The sequence below is a fragment of the Streptomyces sp. NBC_01288 genome (genome assembly GCF_035982055.1).
GTDB lineage: Bacteria > Actinomycetota > Actinomycetes > Streptomycetales > Streptomycetaceae > Streptomyces.
In genome coordinates this window covers 2142653-2161222 of sequence record NZ_CP108427.1, presented here as the reverse complement: position 1 = coordinate 2161222, position 18570 = coordinate 2142653, and the positions used below count along the sequence as shown (strand labels likewise).

Here is an 18570-nt window from a genome sequence, read left to right as displayed (position 1 = left end):
GCCGCCGTGAAGGCGACCCGCACCCCGTACTCAGGTGGCCATTACACCTTTGACCAGGCCTCGTTGGCCCCACCGTTGCAGCTGTAGAGGATCACCTTGCTGCCGTCCGCGGTCGCCTGCCCGCTCACGTCGAGGCACTTCCCGGACGCCTCGCTGAGGATCTGTCCGTTGCCGTTCAGCAGCCATCGCTGGCCGGGATCACCCGTGAAGTCGGCGGCGGTCGTCAGCCCCGAACTCCCCACTGTCAGATACCCGTTGGCGGTTTTCAGGTCACCCTTCGCGTCGTACGACCACGCCTGCTCGACCCCGCCCGTGCAGGTGCCGAGCGCGGCTCCCGAGGTGTCCGCCGTCAGGCACTTGCCGGACTGCTTGCCCTGGAGGGCGCCGGTCACGGCCGAACTCCCGTGTCCCTTACGGTCCTTCTGGTCGAAGACGTACGTCGTGATCGAGCGGGCCGCGAGGCTCGTGGACACCGTGGAGCCGCTCACCTCCGGCTTCGCGACCTTCGCCCAGTTCTCCGTGGCCGAGGTGCGGACCGCCTGCGTCGCCCGTACCGGCACCTTGCTGTTGAAGTGCAGATTCAGCGAAGTGTCCGTCGTGTTCTGGTTGTTGACCACGACGACCCACTTGCCGTCCCGGTCGTACGAGCTGACCTCGACACCGCTCGGCGCACCCGTCACGTTGTGCGCGACGGAACCCGGGGTCACGAACTTGCTGTACTGGCCGAGCGCGTAGTACCGCTTGGTGAAGTACAGGGTCTGGTTGCCGTTCGTCGCGTAGTCGGGGTCGTAGTAGATCAGCCCGTCGTTCCAGCCCACGTCGTTGCGCGCGGCCGGGTCCGTGCCGTAGCCGCTGGCGAGGGCCACCCACCACTGGAACGCCGAGTCGTGCGAGGTCGCGAAGTCCTTGTAGATGATCCGGGACGTGAGCAGGGCGTTGTCGATCGTCGGGTCGTACTCCTGGCTCCAGCCCGTGCCGCCCTTGCCGAAGCAGCAGATCTCGGTGGCCCAGGAGGGCTTGCCGACCGTCTTCGCGGTCTCATAGACATTGCCCAACTGGCCGTCGTTCGGGTTGTTGTACGTGTGGTGCGCGAGCTTCGACACGTACCGCGCGGTGTCCGGCTGCGAGATCCACTGCGGGACCTCGGTGGAGAAGCTGACCGTGCTGCTCGACTCGTCGGCGATGATCGATGTCTTCTGGTGCCTGGCCTGCTGCTCTGCGCCCAACGCCCGCACGATGTCGTCGCGTTGGTCGACCGTGACCTGCATGCCCTCCTGGCCGCAGTCGCCGAAGTCGTTGTTGGGCTCGTTGAAGGGACTGATGTAGTCGAATTTCGCGCCCTGCTTGGCGAAGTGGGCGGTGACGTCGGCGATGTACTTCGCGTAGTCGCTCTCGTTCTCCGGCTTCAACTGGCCGCCGCAGCTCTGCCCGTTGGTCGTCCACTGTGCGGGCGCGCTGTTGACGAAGCCGATCAGGTCCTGGACGCCGTACTTCGCGGCGTACCTGAGGAACGTCTGCCCGCCCTTGTCCTTGCTCCAGTCGTACGTGCCGTCGGCGTTGAGGAAATCCTGGGCGGCACGGGCCGGGGTGGTGACCGCGGTGCCGCCACCGCCGATGTTGTAGCGGTACGAGGAGAGGTCCAACCCCTTGGAAGAGAACAGGAGGTGGGCCACCCGGGCCTGGACCGCGGGCGTGAAGTTCTGTATGTCGTTGACCCACCAGGCGCCGGACGCGCCGATGTTGTCGATGGTCTGGGCCGCGTGGGGGGAGACTTCGGCCGGTGCGGCGCCGTCGGCGTTCGCGGGCGGCGCGGAGAGCAGGGCCCCGGTGACAGCCAGCGCGGCTGCCGCTGTCGCGAGGATCGTTCTCCTGGGGTGGGGGTGAGTCACGTGCATCCCTTCCGTCGTCATGAAGGTGGTGCGGTACGGCTCCTTGTTGCGTTGGTGCGCTTGCCTGCCCTCTGCCCGGCCGACTGAAGTGCCCCTTCCAGCGCGAACGTCGCCGCGCCCAGGCACGCCGGGTCGGTGAGGATGGGGGAGAGGACGATCTGGGTGGCGGCGAACGGCCGCCTGAGCGCGTGCCGTTGGACGGCCTCGCGCACCTCGTGCAGCAGGGGTTCGCCGAGCCTGCGGGCGACCCAGCTGCTGAGCACGACGACTTCGGGGTTGAGGATGTTGACCAGGTTGGCGATGCCCGCGCCGATGTAACGGGCCGTCTCCCGCACGACCTTGAAAGCCACGGGGTCGTCCGCGTCCACGGCGCGGGCCAGGGCGTCGATGGTGGCCGTCTGGTCCTCGGGGTGCAGCAGCGGGCTGCGCGGGCTCAACTCCCGTAGGTTCAGCATGATTCCGGGCGCGCCGACGTATGCCTCGACGCAACCGTGGTTGCCGCAGCGGCACAACCGCCCGTCCAGCACGAGCGTCGTATGGCCCCACTCGCCGGCGCTGTTGCTCACCCCCCGGTACAGCGCCCCGCCGAGCGCGAGCCCCGCGCCGACGCCGGTCCCGAGGTTGACCACCACCGCGTCCCCGTGTCCGCGCGCCGCCCCGAACCACATCTCGGCGACCGCGCAGGCGCGCAGCGGATTGTCCAAGTACAGCGGGTAGGCGATGACTTCGGAGAGCAGGTCGAGCAACGGCACGTCGTGCCAGTCCCAGTTGGGCGCGTACTCCGAGATGCCGGTGTCGCGGTCCACCTGCCCCGGCACGCTCACCCCGACGCCCAGCACCCGCGCGCCCTCGATGCCGGCCTGCGCGACCACCGAGCCGACGGCGGCGGCCACATGGCTGACCACCTGCTCGGGCAGACTCTCGCCGGGGCGCATGTCCTCGTCGGCGCGGGCCAGCACGTTCAGTCCCAGGTCGAAGAGTTCGACATGGACGTACGTCTCCGCGATGTCGACGCCGATCAGCGCGCCCCCCGACGCGTTGACCGCCACGAGACCGCGCGGGCGGCCCCCCGCCGAGTCCTCGAAACCGACCTCGGTGATCATCCGGAGGTCGAGCAGCTCACCGACGAGCGTGGCCACCGTGGCCAGGCTCAGCCCGGTGGCGGCGGCCAACTCCTGCCGGGAGGTGGGCGATTCGGCGATGATCTGGCGCAGCACCTCGTAACGGTTCGCGGTACGGATGTCGCGTGACGTGCCACGCCGCTTCATCGAGCTCCCCTCGCCGGCAAGCACCGGGTGTACGAGTGCTTTTCCTGCCGGGGGTCCGGGGGTTGTCCCCCGGGAAGGCGCAGCGCCGGAGCGGTCGCCATCCCTTCCCCCTTGCGTCATGCCGAGGCACGACGGCACCGGCGCGGCGCAAGGCTATGGGCAGCGGGCGACGTTCGACAAGGGGTTAGGAAAGGGGCCATACAAAGTCGCCGCCCAGTCGGCCGCGCGGTCAGTCGCCGAGGACGTCCCGGACGAAGGAGTTGGCGAACCTGCCCTCCGGGTCGAGGTCCCGCGCCAGCGCCGCGAAGTCACCGAGCCGCGGATAGCGCCCGCGCAGCACCTCCGCCGGAGTGGTGAACACCTTGCCCCAGTGCGGCCGCGCGTCGAAGGCGTCCAGTGCCTCCTCCAGTCGTCGCACCACGGGCAGCACCGTCTCCGTGTCCTTGATCCAGGTGAAGTGCAGGGCGACCGTGTCCCGCCCGTACGAGGGGCTCAGCCACTGCGCGTCGGCGGCGACCGTCCGCACCTCGCAGATCTGCAGTACACCGGCGACCGTCTCGCGGATGCCGTCGACCGCGTACAGCGCGTCGAGTGCGGCCGACCGCGGCAACAGGTACTCCGACTGGAGCTCCGCCCCGCTGCTCGGCGTGAACTCGGCCCGGAAGTGCGGCAGTCGCTCGTGCCACGGCCCCGCCACCCCGAGCTGCTCGGTGGTGTTGACCGCGGGCATCCCCGGCACCGGGTGCAGCGCCTCGGTCGCGGGCGCACCCCACGGGAACTCGACCGCCGGCTGGTCGGTGCGCCGCTTCAGCCACACCTGTCCGAAGCGCGGCTTCCGCCAGTCGGTGAACAGACTCACGCTGTACGCCGAGGCCGCCACCGTCTCGAAGTCCAGCCCGGCGAGCGGCAGTTCCGTGAAGACGTCCTGCTCGACCTCGAAGGCCGGCTCCAGGTCGAGGGTGAGTGAGGTGACCACACCGAGTGCGCCGAGGGAGGTCACGGCACCGTCGAAGCGGCCGTCGCCGCGGGCGATCGTGACCGTGGAACCGTCCGCTGTCACGATCTCGACCTCGCGGACGGCCGACGCGAGCGAGCCGTTGCGGACGCCCGAACCATGTGTGCCGGTGGCCACCGAACCGGCCACCGAGATGTGCGGCAGGGACGCCATGTTGGGCAGCGCGAGCCCGTGCCCGTCCACCCGGCGGGCCAGCTCCGCGTACCGGACGCCGCCCGACACCCGTACCGTCCGGGCCGTCGTGTCCACGTCGAACTCGGGCGGCAGGGCGGCGATCGACAGCAGGGTCCCGTCGGGGCCCGGCTCGGCGATCTCGTTGAAGGAGTGGCCGCTGCCCAGCACCCTTACCCGCGCGCTCTCGGCCACGAGGGTCCTGAGGGCGTCGAGTGTGCGCGGGCGGTGGAGTTCCTTCGCCGCGTAGGTGATGTTGCCGGCCCAGTTGGTGACCGTCTCCGTCATCCCTGCCGTCCCTCCGGGTGTACGCGTTTTCCCCGACCTTCTCACCTCTGGACGGCTGATACGGATTTCGTTGATATGTGGCGATGAAGCAGACCTGATGGGCGAATGTGTAGCCATATTACTGCGATATCGGTAGCCTCCGGCGATATGACCTCTCCCGGCCCCGCCCCCGACCCGCTCCCCGTCACCGACCTCACCCGACACCGCCGCCTCGCCGAACAGGGCAGTCTCGACCGGGCCGACCTGGACGAGATCCTCGACGCCGGTTTCGTCTGCCACCTGGGGGTCGTGATCGAGGGACGGCCGGTCGTAGTCCCCACGGTGTACGGGAGGTACGGGCGGGAGCTGTACTTCCACGGGTCCGTCGCGAGTCGTAGCCTCGCGGGCGGAGCCCCCGTGTGCGTCACCGTCACCCATGTCGACGGGCTGGTGCTGGCCCGGTCGGTGTTCGAGCACGGGGTGAACTACCGCAGCGCGATGATCCACGGGGTGCCCCGCAAGGTCACCGACCCGGAGGAGAAACTGGCCGGCCTGCGCCGCCTCACCGAACATGCGACGCCCGGCCAGTGGTCGTACGCGAGGCAGCCCAACCGCAAGGAACTCGCGGCCACCACCCTCCTCGCCCTCTCCTTGGAGGAGGCCTCGGTCAAGATCCGTACCGGCGCCCCCGACGACGGCGACGGCCCGGACGCGGACCTGGCCGTATGGGCGGGCACCCTGCCACTGACCTCGACTTGGGGCGCGCCCGTCCCGGACCCCGCGCTGCCACCGGGCATCCCGGTACCAGACCACATCGCACACCGCGAGGGAACAGAGCAGGCCTGACCCGGCAAGGATCTCTGCCTGTGCCTGTGTCGTGCCCGGGCCTGTGGTGCTCCCGCGCCGCTGCGAGGCGATGCCGCCAGGGACGCATTGCCGGCCCGGCCTGGCCCGCCCCGATGTGACCGGCCCTCCCGCCCGCCGGCCCGCCTCGCCTCGGCCCGACCGACCCGCCCCGACCTGCCCCAACCCCGCCCACCCCCATCCCCTCAGGGGCGCGGGGAACTGCGCACCCAGCCCCAACGCACCCGCACCCCGCAAACAACCCGAGCCCCCACCCCCGCCCCGTCCGCCCAGCCAAACCCACCCGAACCGCACCACACCGACCCCCCGCTCCCCCCGCCCGACCGCCGGAGGCATACCGTGAGGAGTCGTACGCCTGAGCAGGGCGCCTGAGCCGGGAGGAGATACGGGATGGGCAGCCGCACCGCGCTGGTCGAGGATCTGATGGAGCGCTTTCCGCATGTGCCGCGGGAGGCCGTCTTCAAGGAGGACCTGCTGCGCGGGGGAGTCGCCTTCGACCCGTCCGCGCTCAGCGACAACGAGGGCGGTGAGGTGAAGCCGAAGTCGTACTTCATCTTCTCCTTCGACCACGGGACCCTGCCCGAGCTGGGCGAGGCCGCGCTCCGCCGCCCGCCGGAGGAGATCATCCTTACGGGTGGCCCGTACGACCTGCGACGGACCGTCGTCTCCGTGCGCGTGAATCCGACCTCGCCGTACCGCGTGGCCTCCGACGACGACGGTGTCCTCGGGCTGTACCTCGACGGGAAGCGGATCGCGGACGTCGGTGTGCCGCCGATGCCCGAGTACTACCGGCACAAGCTCGCCAACGGGAAGTCCGTCATGGAGGTCGCCCCGACCATCCAGTGGGGCTACCTGATCTACCTGACCGTCTTCCGCGTCTGCCAGTACTTCGGCGCCAAGGAGGAGTGCCAGTACTGCGACATCAACCACAACTGGCGCCAGCACAAGGCCGCCGGGCGGCCGTACACGGGCGTCAAGGACGTGGAAGAGGTCCTCGAAGCGCTGGAGATCATCGACCGGTACGACACCGCGAAGGTGTCCACCGCCTACACCCTCACCGGCGGCGCGATCACCAAGACCGTCGCCGGGCGCGACGAGGCCGACTTCTACGGCCACTACGCCAAGGCCATCGAGGAGCGCTTCCCGGGCCGCTGGATCGGCAAGGTCGTGGCGCAGGCGCTGCCGAAGGACGACGTGCAGCGGTTCAAGGACTACGGCGTGCAGATCTACCACCCCAACTACGAGGTGTGGGACGAGTATCTGTTCAAGCTGCACTGCCCGGGCAAGGAGCGCTACGTCGGCCGCGCCGAGTGGCACAAGCGGATTCTCGACTCGGCGGAGATCTTCGGCGCGCGCAATGTGATCCCCAACTTCGTTGCCGGCGTGGAGATGGCGGAGCCGTTCGGCTTCAAGACCGTCGACGAGGCGATCGCGTCGACGACCGAGGGCCTGCGCTTCTTCATGTCGCAGGGCATCACGCCCCGTTTCACCACCTGGTGCCCGGAGCCCACCACCCCGCTGGGCAAGGCCAATCCGCAGGGCGCTCCGCTGGAGTACCACATCCGGCTGCTGGAGGCCTACCGCGCGACGATGGAGGACTTCGGCCTCAAGTCCCCGCCCGGATACGGCGAACCGGGCCCCGGCCGCGCGGTCTTCTCCGTCAGCTCCTTCATGGACAGTCTCCCCGCCGAGCACGCCGAGGAGCCCGCGCCTTTGTAAGGTAACGGTGTGGCCAACTCCTGCGACTGGTGAGCCGGGAGAGGTTCGGACACGTACAACTGCACAGAGGCGACTGACAGTCACCGTAATTGAATACGTGGCTTGTCAGTTGTGTGGGATGCGTGAAAGGCTCTGGCCCTGTCACGAGGCAGCCCCCCTCCAACTTGCTTACTGTCAGAGCTAGTTGGCCGTCATTCGTGGATGCAGGAGACCCATGCCCGACCTGCCGACTCCTCAGGACGCCGCTGAGGCAGCGCTGTTCACCGAGAGCTGGGACGCCGTGCTGTCCTACGCCGACCTGTGCACGTCCGGAGCCGCCTCGGCCACCGAACTGGCCAGTGAGGCCTTCGCACTCGGCATCCAGGAGGCCCGCTCCGCCGGGTCCGGTCCGATGCGCGGCCCGGCCCGCCGGGTGCTGCCGGTGATACCGCTGCTGCTGACCGCCGTACGGACCACGGCGGCCACCTGGGAACTCGCCGGGCGGGGGCACCGGCTCGACCCTGACCTGCGGCTGTGGCTCAACTCGGAGAAGGCGGCGCGCTATCACGGCATGCCGTTGCAGCGCCCGATCGCGCTGCGCGGTCTGCGGGATCTACAAGAGTCGGACGCGGCGCTGCTGTGGCTGGCCGAGGTGGAAGCGCTGCCGCTGACCGTCGTGGCCCGCCGGCTCAGTCTCGACCCGGCGGTCGTCTCCAGTGAACTCGCCCAGGTGCGGGGCCTGTTCAGGGACCGCTGCCACCGCAACCACCTCGACACACCGATGGACGCGGAGTGCCGCAGCTACGCCCGGCTGCTGGACGCGGTGACCCGTTCACCGGCCGCCGACACCCCCGAGGACCTCTCCCGGCACCTCGCCACCTGCGTGCAGTGCGCGGAGGCCGCCGCCTGTCTGCGCCTCGCGGGCGGCGGACTGCCTGCCGCCCTCGCGGGCGGGGTGATCGGCTGGGGCGGGCTCGCCTATCTGGAGCGCCGCCGCCGGGCCGCCGAGGTACGGCTGGGCGCGGGGCGCCCCGTGGCCGAACTGGAGGCCGGGGAACCGAAGGAGGGCGCGAGCAAGGCGCGCCTCGTACGCAACAGCCTGCTCGCCGCGGCCGTCCTGCTGTCGCTGGTGGCGCTCGGGGTGTCGATGATGCCGATGGGCGGCTCCGGGCACGACAACGCGGCCAGCGACGACGCCGACAGCCAGCCGGTGGGGGATCCCGCCCCCACTCTGTCGTCGATCGGCGCCCACCCGTCGGGCACGGCCTCGCCGTCCACCCGGCCCACGGCGAGCGGCACGGCGACCGACTCCGGGGACAAGAACCCCGACACGGAACCCCAGGGCACCGCCTCGGCCACGGCGGGCAACTCGCCGGACCCGACCAGGAGTTCGGGCTCGGGTTCAGGTTCCGGATCAGGGTCGGGATCGGGATCGGGTACGACCACGCCGGCGAGCTGCGACGTCACGTACGACCTCGTCAACCAGTGGCCCGACGGCTTCCAGGCCGCCGTCACCGTCACCACCACCAAGGCCCTCGACACCTGGCGCGTCGCCTGGTCCTACCGCGACGGCCAGCAGGTCACCCAGATGTGGGACGCCAGCGTCGCCCAGGACGGCTCCCGGGTCACCGCCACCGCCGCCGACTACAACAAGAACGTCGCAGCGGACGGCAGCTTCACCTTCGGCTTCCTCGGGACATGGGACAACAGCAAGAACACGGCGCCGTACGGCTTCACGCTCAACGGCGCGGCCTGCGAGTAGGCCGGTCCGTCCCCGTCCTTCCGGGTGGGCTGTCACCCGCTCCGGCACGTTCTCCGGGCGGGTGACGACCACAGCCGACGAACTACCCGCTCACGAACCGGTGTTGCCGCGCTTGCCGATCAAGTCCCGGTACAGCGCGGCGCGTTCCTGATCCGTCTTGGCCTTGGCCAGCTCGGCCTTCCAGTCCTTCTCCAGGTCCTTCAGCCGTTGCAGCCAGTCGCCGAACTCCTTGAGGTCGACGTGGCGTTGGCTCGCCCTGAGCGGGGCATTGGCGCCGATCTTGTCGTCCTTGTGCCCGCCGACCTGGCTCACGGGGTTGTTGTTCTTCTCGCTGCTCGTGATGCCGTGCTGGTAGCCGTCGGGGGTCCTGCCGCCGGGCCCGGCGGTCTCCAGACCGACCTGAAGTCCCCCGTCGCGCTTGTAGGTCGGGGGCTTGTACCCCATGAACATGTGCCCGTACGACTCGTTCGGGAGGATGGTGTCGCCGTGGTAGTCGGTGTTGCCCATGCCTCGGGTGGCCACGGGAAGGCCGTAGAGGTGGCTGTGGGGATCGAACCAGTTCTGCACGGTGGCCCCGATCTCGCCCTTCTCGACGAAGCCGCCGCGCGTTCCGTCCGCCTGGTTGTCGCCGATCTCCAGGTGATGTGTGCCGAACCCGCGCCGGTACACCGGCTTCTCGGGCGCCGACCTGAGCTCCCAGGGCTTCCGGTTCTCCTTGGTGATGTGGAGCCACTGGGGCAGCTCGTATCCGTGCTGGCCGTCGGCCAGTTGAGGGATACGGATGTTGACGCGTCCGCCATAGGCCAGTGCGTGGGCGACGTCGTCCTTGAAGTCCTCGTGCATGCCGGTCTCCGGGTTGAAGACCTTCAACCCCTGCTTCAGGATCAGGAAGATCTTGGTCAGTACCTCGGTGCCGCGCTCGACCCGCTCCCGGTGCTTGCCGGCGTCCCGCACGTCGTCGCTGATACCGGGCGGGAGCATGGTCTTCACGAAGGTCTCGAAGATCTGGTCGTTCCGTTCCCCGGTGAGCTGGTCCCTCTCGGACTGCGGGGTCCCCTCGGCGTGCATGGCCATGTGGCGGCCGAGCTGGTAGTCGGAACGGCCGGGCTTGTCCGGCGCCTTCCCCTGGCCGCGCTCCTCGACGTTCTGGTGCCAGCGCAGGGTGGCCACGAGGAGACGCTTGCCCTCGGGCTGCTGGAGCCAGTTGCGGAAATCGCCCGCCTTGATATAGGCATCGGCTTCCGTCGTGGTGCAAATCCCCACGGTCTTCAGCCACTTGGGGTCCTCGGACTCCACGGCCTTGATCGCTTCGAGCTCCTGGTCCGTGAAGCTCGGACCACCGCGCACCCGCCGGTGGATGACCGCCCGTACGTCCTTGTTCCGGATGTCCGCTTCACCGCCGACGAGCAGCCGCGCGAGCCGGGCGATGGCCGGGGGCGAGGCCGCGATCGGGGGTGAGGGCGAGGCCGGGGGCGGAGTCGTGGTCCGGGCCGGAGGCGTGGTCGACGGTCCGGGCCGGTCCGCCCGCTGGACCGGGAGATCCCCGTCCACGCTGCGCTGCACCGCCCCACCGGGTAACGCGGCCCCGGGAAGCGACAGTTCGGGGTCCGCACCCCGGGCCAGCTTCCGGCCGTTGGCGCCGGCGCTCAGTGCTGTTCAACGTTTCCCCCAGGATGCGTGTGCGGCGCGGTGGACTGCCACGCCGGAGACGGCGAGCCGAACCACCCGCCGTTCACGCCCAGTTGGACATTCCGCCCCGGCATCCCGCTGTGGCGTCCTGCGCGACGGTCCTGTCACCGGACGGTTGGGGTTTCGTGCGGGCGCCGGGGCCGGTGTCGTCCTGTCGGCCGGGTGTGGGGGCTGTCACGATCGGGTCGAGGAGTCGGCGTGGTGTGTTGATCGCGCTGGAGACGGGATCGCCCTCGCGGTCCGGTGCCTGGAAGCCGGGGCCGGGTTCGATCCGGATCTCCGGGACCGGGACGGACGAGCCGCAGTCCCGGCAGCGTCCGTCGGGGTCGAGGAGACCGCCGTCGAGGTCGTGGCGGAGGACGCGCTTGGCTCCGTGCGGGGAGTAGAAGGCATCGCCCCAGTTCATCAGGGCGTGCACGGCCGGCCACAGGGCGAGGCCCTTGTCCGTCAGCCGGTACTCGACCCGGCCGGCCCCGGCGTCCTCGCGGGTGAGCACGCCCGCCTGCGTCAGCGACTTCAGCCGGTTGGTCAACACGGCTCGCGGGACGCCGAGTTGGGTCGCGAAGTCACCGAACCTCCGTACGCCGTAGAACGCGTCCCGGAGGATCAGCAGCGTCCAGCGCTCGCCCACGACCTCCAGCGTTCGCGCGAGGGGGCAGTTCCCGTCCGCGTAGGTGTTGGGGAGGGTCATGTCCCCGATTCTACCAGCAGCGGTTCAGTCACTGAACTGGCGATGCTACGGTGTTCACGAGGGCTGGTTCAGTCACTGAACCGACCGTGTCGACCTTGAGGAGGGCGCCGTATGTACCAGTTCCTGGTTTCCTTCACCGTCCAGCCGGAGCACCGCGACGACTTCGTCCGGGCGGCCCACCGCACCGCCCGCGACTCCCTCGCGAACGAGCCCGGCTCCCACCGGTTCGAGGTCGTCCCGGACGAGGAGAACCCGGATGTCCTCTACGCCGAGGGCCCGACGTGGCTCATGCGGGGCGAACTCGTCGGCGACAAGACCGCCGCCTGAGCCGCCGCCGACCCCCACGAAAACTGACACCCACGAAAGCCGCCCCCCACGAAAGACGAGGTCCACCATGTCCTCCGTGCTCATCACCGGCGCATCCCAAGGCATCGGCCGAGCCATCGCCGTAGAACTGGCCGGCCGGGGCCACCGGGTGATCGCCACCGCGCGCCGCCCGGAAACCCTGGCCGACCTCCCCGTCGACCAGCGCCTCCGCCTCGATGTCACCGACCAGGAAAGCGTCGACCGGGCCGTCCGGGACGCCGGCGAGATCGACGTCCTGGTCAGCAACGCCGGGGAAACCGTGCGCGCACCCCTGGAGAGCGTCCCGCTCGCCGAGGTGGAACGGCTCTTCCAGGTCAACACCCTGGGCGCGCTGCGCGTGGCGCAGGCCGTGCTGCCCGCCATGCGCGAACGCGGCGCGGGCCGTCTCGTCTTCGTCTCCAGCATCCAGGGACGCATGGTGCTGCCCATGATCGGCCCCTACGGCGCCAGCAAATGGGCGTTGGAGGCACTCGCCGAGACGCTCGCCATCGAGACGGGCCACTTCGGCGTCAAGGTGAGCGTCGTCCAGCCCGGCGCGGTCTCCTCGGGCGGCGGAGAGCGCGCCAGGGTGCACCTCGGCGAGAACGATCCCTACACCCCGCTCTACGAGGCACTGCCCGCGCTCCGCGGCGAACTCGTCACCCCGGAGGACGTGGCCACGACGGTGGCCGCCACGATCGAACACCCCGAACCCCCGCTGCGTGTACCGGCCGGGGCACCCGCCGAACGGGCGCTGCGGGCCCGGAAGGCGGCTCCCGAGGATGAGCCGTTCCTGCTGGCCGAGATCGATTGGTAGCGGTCGTGTCGTAGGAGGTGGTGAACGCACTCGTCTTGGGCGCGCGTTGGTCCGGTGGCGATGGCTGTCCCTGTGATGGGCCCTGCCCGCCTTCAGAAGTGCATCAAGTCCACCTCCGTGGCCGCCGGTTGGCCTTCTTCTTCCACCGCGCCCATGTGCGCGCCGGGGCCGCCCTTGTGAAGGGTCTCCCTTGACTTCCAGCTCTGCTTTTCTCGCACTCGCCCGCTACGGCTGGGACGACGGGTGGGCGGATGAGTTTCGCCCGTTACGACGCCGAAGGGCTGTTGGCCGGCCGCGTTGTCCGGGTCGACCGGCGCTCCGCCTCCTCCAAGCGGTCCGAGGGGCAGATCCTCGCGGCCAATGTCGACCACGCGATCGTGGCCGTACCGCTGACCGGGGATCTCGACCTCGGCCGTATCGAACGGTTTCTCGCGCTCGCGTGGGATTCCCTCATCATCGTCGGCGAGCTACGGGGCACGGCCCGGAGGCAAACCACAAGCGGGTGGCATGCCCGATGCGGACGGCCGGGATATCCGGACGCCATCATGTGTCTGCCCGTTGGCGACGCTTCCGGCCGGGGCACGCGCCATACGTCCGAGGTGTTTGCGGCGTCCTGTCGGAAGTACAGGGTGCGTCGAGCGTGAACTCCTGCACGGAGAAAGGCGGTTCGGGAGACCGCGGCCCGCATGGCTCCGGTCGAGTTCGAACGAAGGCCGCTCACGTCACGTGGCCCACCGAAGAAGTGGCTCCTGTGCCCCGGGCGTCGCTCGACGACCGGGGCACAGGAGTGGGGTGATCAGGATTAGGGCGCCGGAGTGGGCACGTCCTTGAGGTACGCCGCGGCCTTCCTGCGGCGCGTCGGGAGGAACGGGTCGATCGAACCGGCGCCGGTGCCGGGGGAGGCGTCCTCGCCACGGATGCGGGCGGCGAGACGGTTCAGTTCGAGATCACCGGGGCCGACGTTGATCTGGAAGTGGGACTCCTTGACGGGGTCCGCGTTCCCGCCCCAGCCGACGACTCCCCGGCAGTCGGCGAGGATGTCCGCGACGACCACTTTCTCCAGGTCGGAGAGCCCGGTGCCCTTCTGCGCCCCGAGCGGGTAGAAGAGTGGGCGGATCGTGATCGCCGTACCGGACAGACGGTTCGACTCGAAATCCGCACCGACGGCCCGGTCGGTCGAGTACCCCTGGACGTCGCCGGGGCGGAGCATGTCGATCTCGTAGCTGAACCGGCGGACTACGTGCAGAAGTACGGTGGTGACGTCGCCCTTCAGGAGGGGGACGGAGACGTTGGTGCCCTCGATCCGCGAGGCCTCCGTGTCGGCGGCGTCAACGACCGGCCAGTGGTTCTGGGTCCGTCTGCCCCGCCATCCGCTCGGCCACGGGGCTGCCTGGGCGCTCTGACTCGTGACGACGAGGGTTCCGGCGGTGATGCCCGCGGCGAGGCCGAGGGCCTGACGGCGGGTCAGCGTGCGGGCGGGGAGAGCGGTGTCCTTCAAGGTGTGCGTCCTTTCCGGTGGCGGCGGTAGGCGAGGACAGACGCCGCCACCAGGCTGGCCGTCAGGACGGTCGCGCAGACAAGGGCGAGTGGATTGATCCAGCCGCTCACGAAGTCCTGGTGCGTTCCGTTGTCCCAGTGGCATGTCGCCTGCGGCGGCAGAATGCCGCTGTCGTATCGGATGAGATGGACCGTGGGGCGCAGTTCGAGCTGGTCGGGGCATGCGTGTGCCGGGATGGTCATGGCGACCTGGAGGCAGCCGAGCACGTAGCAGAGAATCCCCGTGGTGGCGGAGGCCTTGATGATGCCGACGAGCCGCCGGCCCTCGTGGAACCTGACGAATGCGAGGCCGCACGCCACGAGGAGAACCGCCAGGAACCAGGAACCCATCAGCCGGCGGAGCCCGAGAAGAGCTTGGCGTGGTTGGCCAGCAGCGTCGCCCGGCTGCTCTCCTCCAGTCCGGCGCGGGCGAACAGCGTTTCCGCGAAACCGAGACAGAAGGGCTGGAGCAGGTTGTCCGGGAGCGTGTGGGACAGGACGATGAGAACTCCTCCGCCATCGTATTCGAGCGCGACCCGTCCGAGGTTGATGATCGGGGAGTCCAGCGCGGTGAGGATGTAGTGCGCGGCGTCCTGCGCCGTGGACCGCGTGCTGTCGAACCGCTTGGACAGGAAGTCCTGGAAACGGGTCGCTCCGCCGGTCTGTTCGTAGTGCTCGCGCAGGGCCGTGGTGATGGCCTTGCCGGCTCGCAGCTTCTCGGCGAGGTGGAACCCGTCCACGTCCTCGACGAGATCCTCGAAGCTGAAGCTGGAGGAGACGCCGATCTTCGCCATGTAGTCGGTGCAGTAGGTGTAGCCGGAGGCGACCGAGTCGCTGTCGTGACGCCAGTTCCCGTAGAACGTCATGACGTCTCCGGCCCATCCGGCGACATCACCCGCGTTGGCGTGGCTGTGGTCGACCAGGGGTGGCTTGATCATGTGCCCGGCGGTGGTGGCGAGCAGATGCTGGGGGCCAAGGGCCTGTCCCGTGAAGGGGTCGGTGAATTCGGAGAGCAATTCCGCCCCGTGGCTGTCGGCGTAGGCGACGAAGTCCCAGTCGACGTCGCCTATCAGCTGCGTCCACCTGTAGTCCGAGTAACGCGCCTGGCGGTAGTAGTCGGTGACGAGCCGGTTCGGGTCCCCGCTGCCGTAGTTCTGCGCCAGGGCGTACAACTGGTCGATGTTCGCGAGGAGGGAGGCCGCGGGGGAGACGACGTGGTTGACGTCGCCCTGTCCGGTGTCGGCACCGTCCCGGTGTACGTCACGGTCCAGGGCGAACACGTCGGTGCCGTTGGTTACCTGGTATTCCTTGATCTGGTTGAAGGACCAGTTCGCGGGGAGCGGGAAGCCGAGATTGCCGGAGAATCCCCAGGACATTCCGGAGACGAACGAGTATCTGGCGTAGGTCTCCTGCGTCACCTGGGCGCACACGTTTCTGGAGCCGTACACGCCGTGCACGTAACGCTTTCCCTTGGAGGCGAGGCCGGAGGTGACACCCCGGAAGTACTCCAGGATCCTCGGCATGTCCTCCACGGTCGCATCGTAATCGACGGCGAAGTAGATCACAGTGCCCCGGTTGAACCCGAAGTGGACCGCCTGGTCATGGGCCAGCCGGCCGTGGGCGTAGCCGTTGGGGGAGTTGTACTCGGCGAGGGTTCTCCCGTTGTCCTGGAAGATGGGGAAGACGCGCAGGCCCGCGCCGAAGATGTCGTCGAGTTCGCCTTCCTCCAACATCTTCGAACCGCCGCCGGCCGAGGCCTCGTTCAGGTAGCGGCCGACATACAGGTACTTGTCGTCGCGCATCCGCTGTGCCCGCGACGCCGTGATGGTGTACGCGGTGTCGGATCCGGTGGCCGCGCGGTCGGGATCGCCCATGGACACCAGGAGTTGGGCCCAGGTCAGGTAGTCGCCCACACCCGAGCGCTCGGACTTGGCGAACCCGGAGAACGTCTGGAAGCCGCTGACCCAGCCCGAGATGTCGGAGTCCCAGGTGTCGGTGAAGTGGGTGCGCTGATCGTCCTTGGCGGCCGTGAGAACGGGTTCGTTGAACACGCAGGCCGCGGAGAAGAGTTGCATGAAGATTCCGGACGAGCCGGGGCCCACGGAATGGGCCTTGAGCACGGCCTGGGTTCCGGCGCCGAAGTTTCCGGTCGCCTGGGCCTCCGGTATGCCGCCCTCGATCTGGACGGCCTTCATCAGAGCCTGCTGGACATCGCGGGAGTAGTGGCCGTCGGTAGGGCCGATGGTGCATGTACTCCGCGTCCAGTAGCGGCCGTTGAGCCACTGCTGAATGGATCTGATCTTGTCGTCGCCGCCGGACAGGACGGCGTAGGCGTCCATGTTGAGAATCGCCTTGAGGACCTTGGGCTGGACCACCCCGCCATCGCGGACGAGGCCCATGTTCTCCTTCATCAGGTCGACCGACGCGGCGGCGGCGGAGTCGAAGGACACCACCCCGGTGTCCCCGCCCCAGTAGCCCTTGCAGAAGAGCCCGTGACGGATGATTTTGACGATGTTCGCTTTCGTCTGCCAGCCGATTCCGATGTTTCCCAGGGCGGCCACCGCTGAGAGGGTGCCGGCGCCGAAGTTGGCCACAACAGGGCTGATTCCCAGCTCGTGTTGCAGACCCATCGTCAGGCTGTACATGGTGGACCAGCCGGTCTGCCCGTTCTCGGGGCACGCCGCGTATCCCGCCACCGAACCGTAGGTGGTGTTGACCCACTGCTGGGCGGCAAGAACTTTTTCGTCGGCCATGAGACAGCCTCTCCTCGCTGTTCGGGGATCGCTGATGGGCACACGGGACGGTGCGAATGGGGAACATGCGCATACGTGGACCCGCGCCCTGTGCGGGCATGCGTATGCCGGCCCTCAGGCTTGACGATGTGTCCCCCCGCTGCCGACCGGTATCTCTGGTCGGCGAAGTCCCTTTGCGGGCAGCCTGGTTGGGCTCCCCGCAAGGAGATCAACTTAGTCACAGGTGGAACCTGAGGGTCAAGAGATACCCATGACGATCGGAAGTTGGCCTGAACCAATCAGATGAGTGCCTGGATGAACAGCGTCTGTCCCGGGGCGTGAGATGCGCCGGGCTTGAGATGCGCCCTGACTCCTCGTCGAATAATGGTTGGCGCTCCGTGGAAGTCGGCGGCTAGGTTTCTTCTCGTCCCAGTGGTGGCCGGTTGGTCGCCACTGTCGGTTGAGTGCATATGGGAGGTGTGACCGATGGCTGTCGTTGAGATGGGCGCTGCCCGCATCCGGAAGTTCATCAAGTCCACTCCCGTGGTCTCCGGCTGACCTCTCTTCCTCCCGCGTCTGTGTGCGCGGTGCCGGGGCCACCCTTGTGAAGGGTCACCCCTTGTCTTTCTCCTCCCTCCCGGGTTCGTTCTCGTCTTCCGCTTCCGTGCATCCGCTCCAGCCGTACGGCTGGGATGCGGACTGGGAGGCCGAGTTCGTCCCGTTCGCCGAGCGGGGTCTCCTGCCCGGCCGGGTCGTACGGGTCGACCGTGGCCTCTGCGATGTCGTCACGTCGGCCGGCACCGTCCGTGCCGACACCGAGTTCGTCGTCCCGCGTGACCCGATGAAGGTCGTGTGCACGGGCGACTGGGTCGCTGTCGACCCCGAAGGCGGTAACCCGCGGTACGTACGGACGTATCTGCCGCGCCGTACCGCGTTCGTGCGTTCCACCTCCTCCAAGCGGTCCGAGGGGCAGATCCTCGCGGCCAATGTCGACCACGCGATCGTGGCCGTACCGCTGACCGGGGACCTCGACCTCGGCCGCATCGAACGGTTTCTCGCGCTCGCGTGGGAGTCCGGTGCCCGGCCCGTGGTCGTGCTGACCAAGGCCGACCTGGTGCCGGACGCGGTGACGTTGTCGTATCTCGTCCAGGACGTGGAGACGACGGCGCCGGGCGTGCCGGTGCTGGCCGTCAGCGCCGCCACCGGGGACGGGGTCGACGTGCTCGCCGCGGTCGCCGCCGGCGGTACGTCCGTGCTGCTCGGGCAGTCCGGTGCGGGCAAGTCGACGCTCGCGAACGCGCTGATCGGTGAGGACGTGATGGACGTCCAGGCGACGCGTGACGTCGACGGCAAGGGCCGTCATACGACCACCACGCGCAACCTGCTCGCCCTGCCGGGTGGTGGGGTGCTGATCGACACGCCGGGGCTGCGCGGTGTCGGGCTGTGGGACGCGCAGACCGGGGTCGGGCAGGTCTTCGCCGAGATCGCGGAACTGGCCGGACAGTGCCGCTTCCACGACTGTGCCCACACCGCCGAACCTGGTTGCGCGGTCCTCGCCGCCCTCGACTCCGGTGAACTTCCCGAACGCCGGCTCGACAGTTACCGCAAGCTCATGCGCGAGAACCAGTGGATCGTCGCCAAGACCGACGCCCGCGCCCGCGCCGAACTGCGCCGCGACTGGAAGCGGAAGGGGGCGGAGGGGAAGGCGGCGATGGAGGCGAAGCGGGGGCGCTGGGCTTAGCCGCGTCCCCGGCAGGCAGGCAGTCCGGCCCTGCCCAGCCCGGCACCGGGTCAACACTCCGTCCGATTTCCGCCAGCCCCACCCC

At 69.0% G+C, this 18570-nt stretch carries 14 protein-coding genes and 1 pseudogene; 7 read left to right on the top strand and 8 right to left on the bottom strand.

Features of this window, described 5'->3' with window-relative positions:
* Nucleotides 1-41 precede the first annotated feature (41 nt).
* The 3 genes from OG194_RS09475 to OG194_RS09465 form a co-directional block, all read right to left on the bottom strand.
* Nucleotides 42-1895 carry a glycoside hydrolase gene (locus OG194_RS09475; protein WP_327407026.1) on the bottom strand — a complete coding sequence of 618 codons (1854 nt, stop codon included), beginning with the start codon at nt 1893-1895 and terminating at the stop codon, nt 42-44.
* 11 nt (nt 1896-1906) lie between these two features.
* Nucleotides 1907-3157 carry an ROK family transcriptional regulator gene (locus OG194_RS09470; RefSeq protein ID WP_327400407.1) on the bottom strand — a complete coding sequence of 417 codons (1251 nt, stop codon included), beginning with the start codon at nt 3155-3157 and terminating at the stop codon, nt 1907-1909.
* 229 nt (nt 3158-3386) lie between these two features.
* Nucleotides 3387-4631, bottom strand: coding sequence for an FAD-binding protein (locus OG194_RS09465; RefSeq protein WP_327400406.1), 1245 nt, complete (start codon nt 4629-4631; stop codon nt 3387-3389).
* Between the two features lie 147 nt (nt 4632-4778).
* Here OG194_RS09465 and OG194_RS09460 point away from each other — a divergent pair, with 147 nt between their 5' ends.
* From OG194_RS09460 to OG194_RS09450, 3 genes are all read left to right on the top strand, one after another.
* A complete protein-coding gene (locus OG194_RS09460) occupies nt 4779-5456 on the top strand; it encodes a pyridoxamine 5'-phosphate oxidase family protein (RefSeq protein ID WP_327400405.1) in 678 nt (225 codons plus the stop codon).
* Nucleotides 5457-5864: 408 nt separating this feature from the next.
* On the top strand, nt 5865-7193 hold the full coding sequence (locus tag OG194_RS09455) for a radical SAM protein (protein ID WP_327400404.1): 1329 nt from the start codon (nt 5865-5867) through the stop codon (nt 7191-7193).
* Between the two features lie 214 nt (nt 7194-7407).
* Nucleotides 7408-8934 (top strand): cellulose-binding domain-containing protein, encoded by a 1527-nt coding sequence (locus tag OG194_RS09450; protein ID WP_327400403.1) that lies wholly within the window; start codon nt 7408-7410, stop codon nt 8932-8934.
* A 90-nt stretch (nt 8935-9024) separates the two neighbouring features.
* Here the strand turns inward: OG194_RS09450 and OG194_RS09445 are convergent, their stop codons facing one another.
* On the bottom strand, nt 9025-10497 hold the full coding sequence (locus tag OG194_RS09445; protein WP_327400402.1) for a hypothetical protein: 1473 nt from the start codon (nt 10495-10497) through the stop codon (nt 9025-9027).
* 169 nt (nt 10498-10666) lie between these two features.
* Nucleotides 10667-11314 carry a winged helix-turn-helix transcriptional regulator gene (locus OG194_RS09440; RefSeq protein WP_327400401.1) on the bottom strand — a complete coding sequence of 216 codons (648 nt, stop codon included), beginning with the start codon at nt 11312-11314 and terminating at the stop codon, nt 10667-10669.
* A gap of 111 nt (nt 11315-11425) precedes the next feature.
* On the opposite strand from OG194_RS09440, the gene OG194_RS09435 reads away from it, so the two are divergent.
* From OG194_RS09435 to OG194_RS09425, 3 genes and pseudogenes are all read left to right on the top strand, one after another.
* Entirely contained in the window at nt 11426-11641 is a 216-nt protein-coding gene (locus tag OG194_RS09435) for a putative quinol monooxygenase (protein WP_327400400.1), read from the top strand.
* 67 nt (nt 11642-11708) lie between these two features.
* Nucleotides 11709-12476, top strand: a complete 768-nt coding sequence (locus OG194_RS09430; protein ID WP_327400399.1) for an SDR family oxidoreductase — start codon at nt 11709-11711, stop codon at nt 12474-12476.
* Between the two features lie 190 nt (nt 12477-12666).
* A pseudogene (locus OG194_RS09425) lies at nt 12667-12925 on the top strand (ribosome small subunit-dependent GTPase A); the annotation flags it as partial.
* A gap of 353 nt (nt 12926-13278) precedes the next feature.
* Here the strand turns inward: OG194_RS09425 and OG194_RS09420 are convergent.
* From OG194_RS09420 to OG194_RS09410, 3 genes are read right to left on the bottom strand one after another with little or no spacing between them, the layout of a single operon-like run.
* Nucleotides 13279-13974 (bottom strand): hypothetical protein, encoded by a 696-nt coding sequence (locus OG194_RS09420; RefSeq protein ID WP_327400398.1) that lies wholly within the window; start codon nt 13972-13974, stop codon nt 13279-13281.
* Nucleotides 13971-14363, bottom strand: coding sequence for a hypothetical protein (locus OG194_RS09415; RefSeq protein ID WP_327400397.1), 393 nt, complete (start codon nt 14361-14363; stop codon nt 13971-13973). Before OG194_RS09415 ends, OG194_RS09420 begins: the two co-directional genes overlap by 4 nt.
* Nucleotides 14363-16765 (bottom strand): glycoside hydrolase domain-containing protein, encoded by a 2403-nt coding sequence (locus OG194_RS09410; RefSeq protein ID WP_327400396.1) that lies wholly within the window; start codon nt 16763-16765, stop codon nt 14363-14365. The genes OG194_RS09415 and OG194_RS09410 overlap by 1 nt, the downstream gene beginning before the upstream one ends.
* Before the next feature lie 598 nt (nt 16766-17363).
* Between OG194_RS09410 and rsgA the strand changes: the two genes are divergently transcribed.
* Nucleotides 17364-18485, top strand: a complete 1122-nt coding sequence (gene rsgA, locus OG194_RS09405) for a ribosome small subunit-dependent GTPase A (protein ID WP_327400395.1) — start codon at nt 17364-17366, stop codon at nt 18483-18485.
* Nucleotides 18486-18570: the final 85 nt, after the last annotated feature.

Bases quoted from the DNA above. Each gene is read 5' to 3' on its own strand.
- OG194_RS09475 (WP_327407026.1), bottom strand. From the start codon at position 1,895: ATGCACGTGACTCACCCCCACCCCAGGAGAACGATCCTCGCGACAGCG.
- OG194_RS09470 (WP_327400407.1), bottom strand. From the start codon at position 3,157: ATGAAGCGGCGTGGCACGTCACGCGACATCCGTACCGCGAACCGTTAC.
- OG194_RS09465 (WP_327400406.1), bottom strand. From the start codon at position 4,631: ATGACGGAGACGGTCACCAACTGGGCCGGCAACATCACCTACGCGGCG.
- OG194_RS09460 (WP_327400405.1), top strand. From the start codon at position 4,779: ATGACCTCTCCCGGCCCCGCCCCCGACCCGCTCCCCGTCACCGACCTC.
- OG194_RS09455 (WP_327400404.1), top strand. From the start codon at position 5,865: ATGGGCAGCCGCACCGCGCTGGTCGAGGATCTGATGGAGCGCTTTCCG.
- OG194_RS09450 (WP_327400403.1), top strand. From the start codon at position 7,408: ATGCCCGACCTGCCGACTCCTCAGGACGCCGCTGAGGCAGCGCTGTTC.
- OG194_RS09440 (WP_327400401.1), bottom strand. From the start codon at position 11,314: ATGACCCTCCCCAACACCTACGCGGACGGGAACTGCCCCCTCGCGCGA.
- OG194_RS09435 (WP_327400400.1), top strand. From the start codon at position 11,426: ATGTACCAGTTCCTGGTTTCCTTCACCGTCCAGCCGGAGCACCGCGAC.
- OG194_RS09430 (WP_327400399.1), top strand. From the start codon at position 11,709: ATGTCCTCCGTGCTCATCACCGGCGCATCCCAAGGCATCGGCCGAGCC.
- OG194_RS09415 (WP_327400397.1), bottom strand. From the start codon at position 14,363: ATGGGTTCCTGGTTCCTGGCGGTTCTCCTCGTGGCGTGCGGCCTCGCA.
- OG194_RS09410 (WP_327400396.1), bottom strand. From the start codon at position 16,765: ATGGCCGACGAAAAAGTTCTTGCCGCCCAGCAGTGGGTCAACACCACC.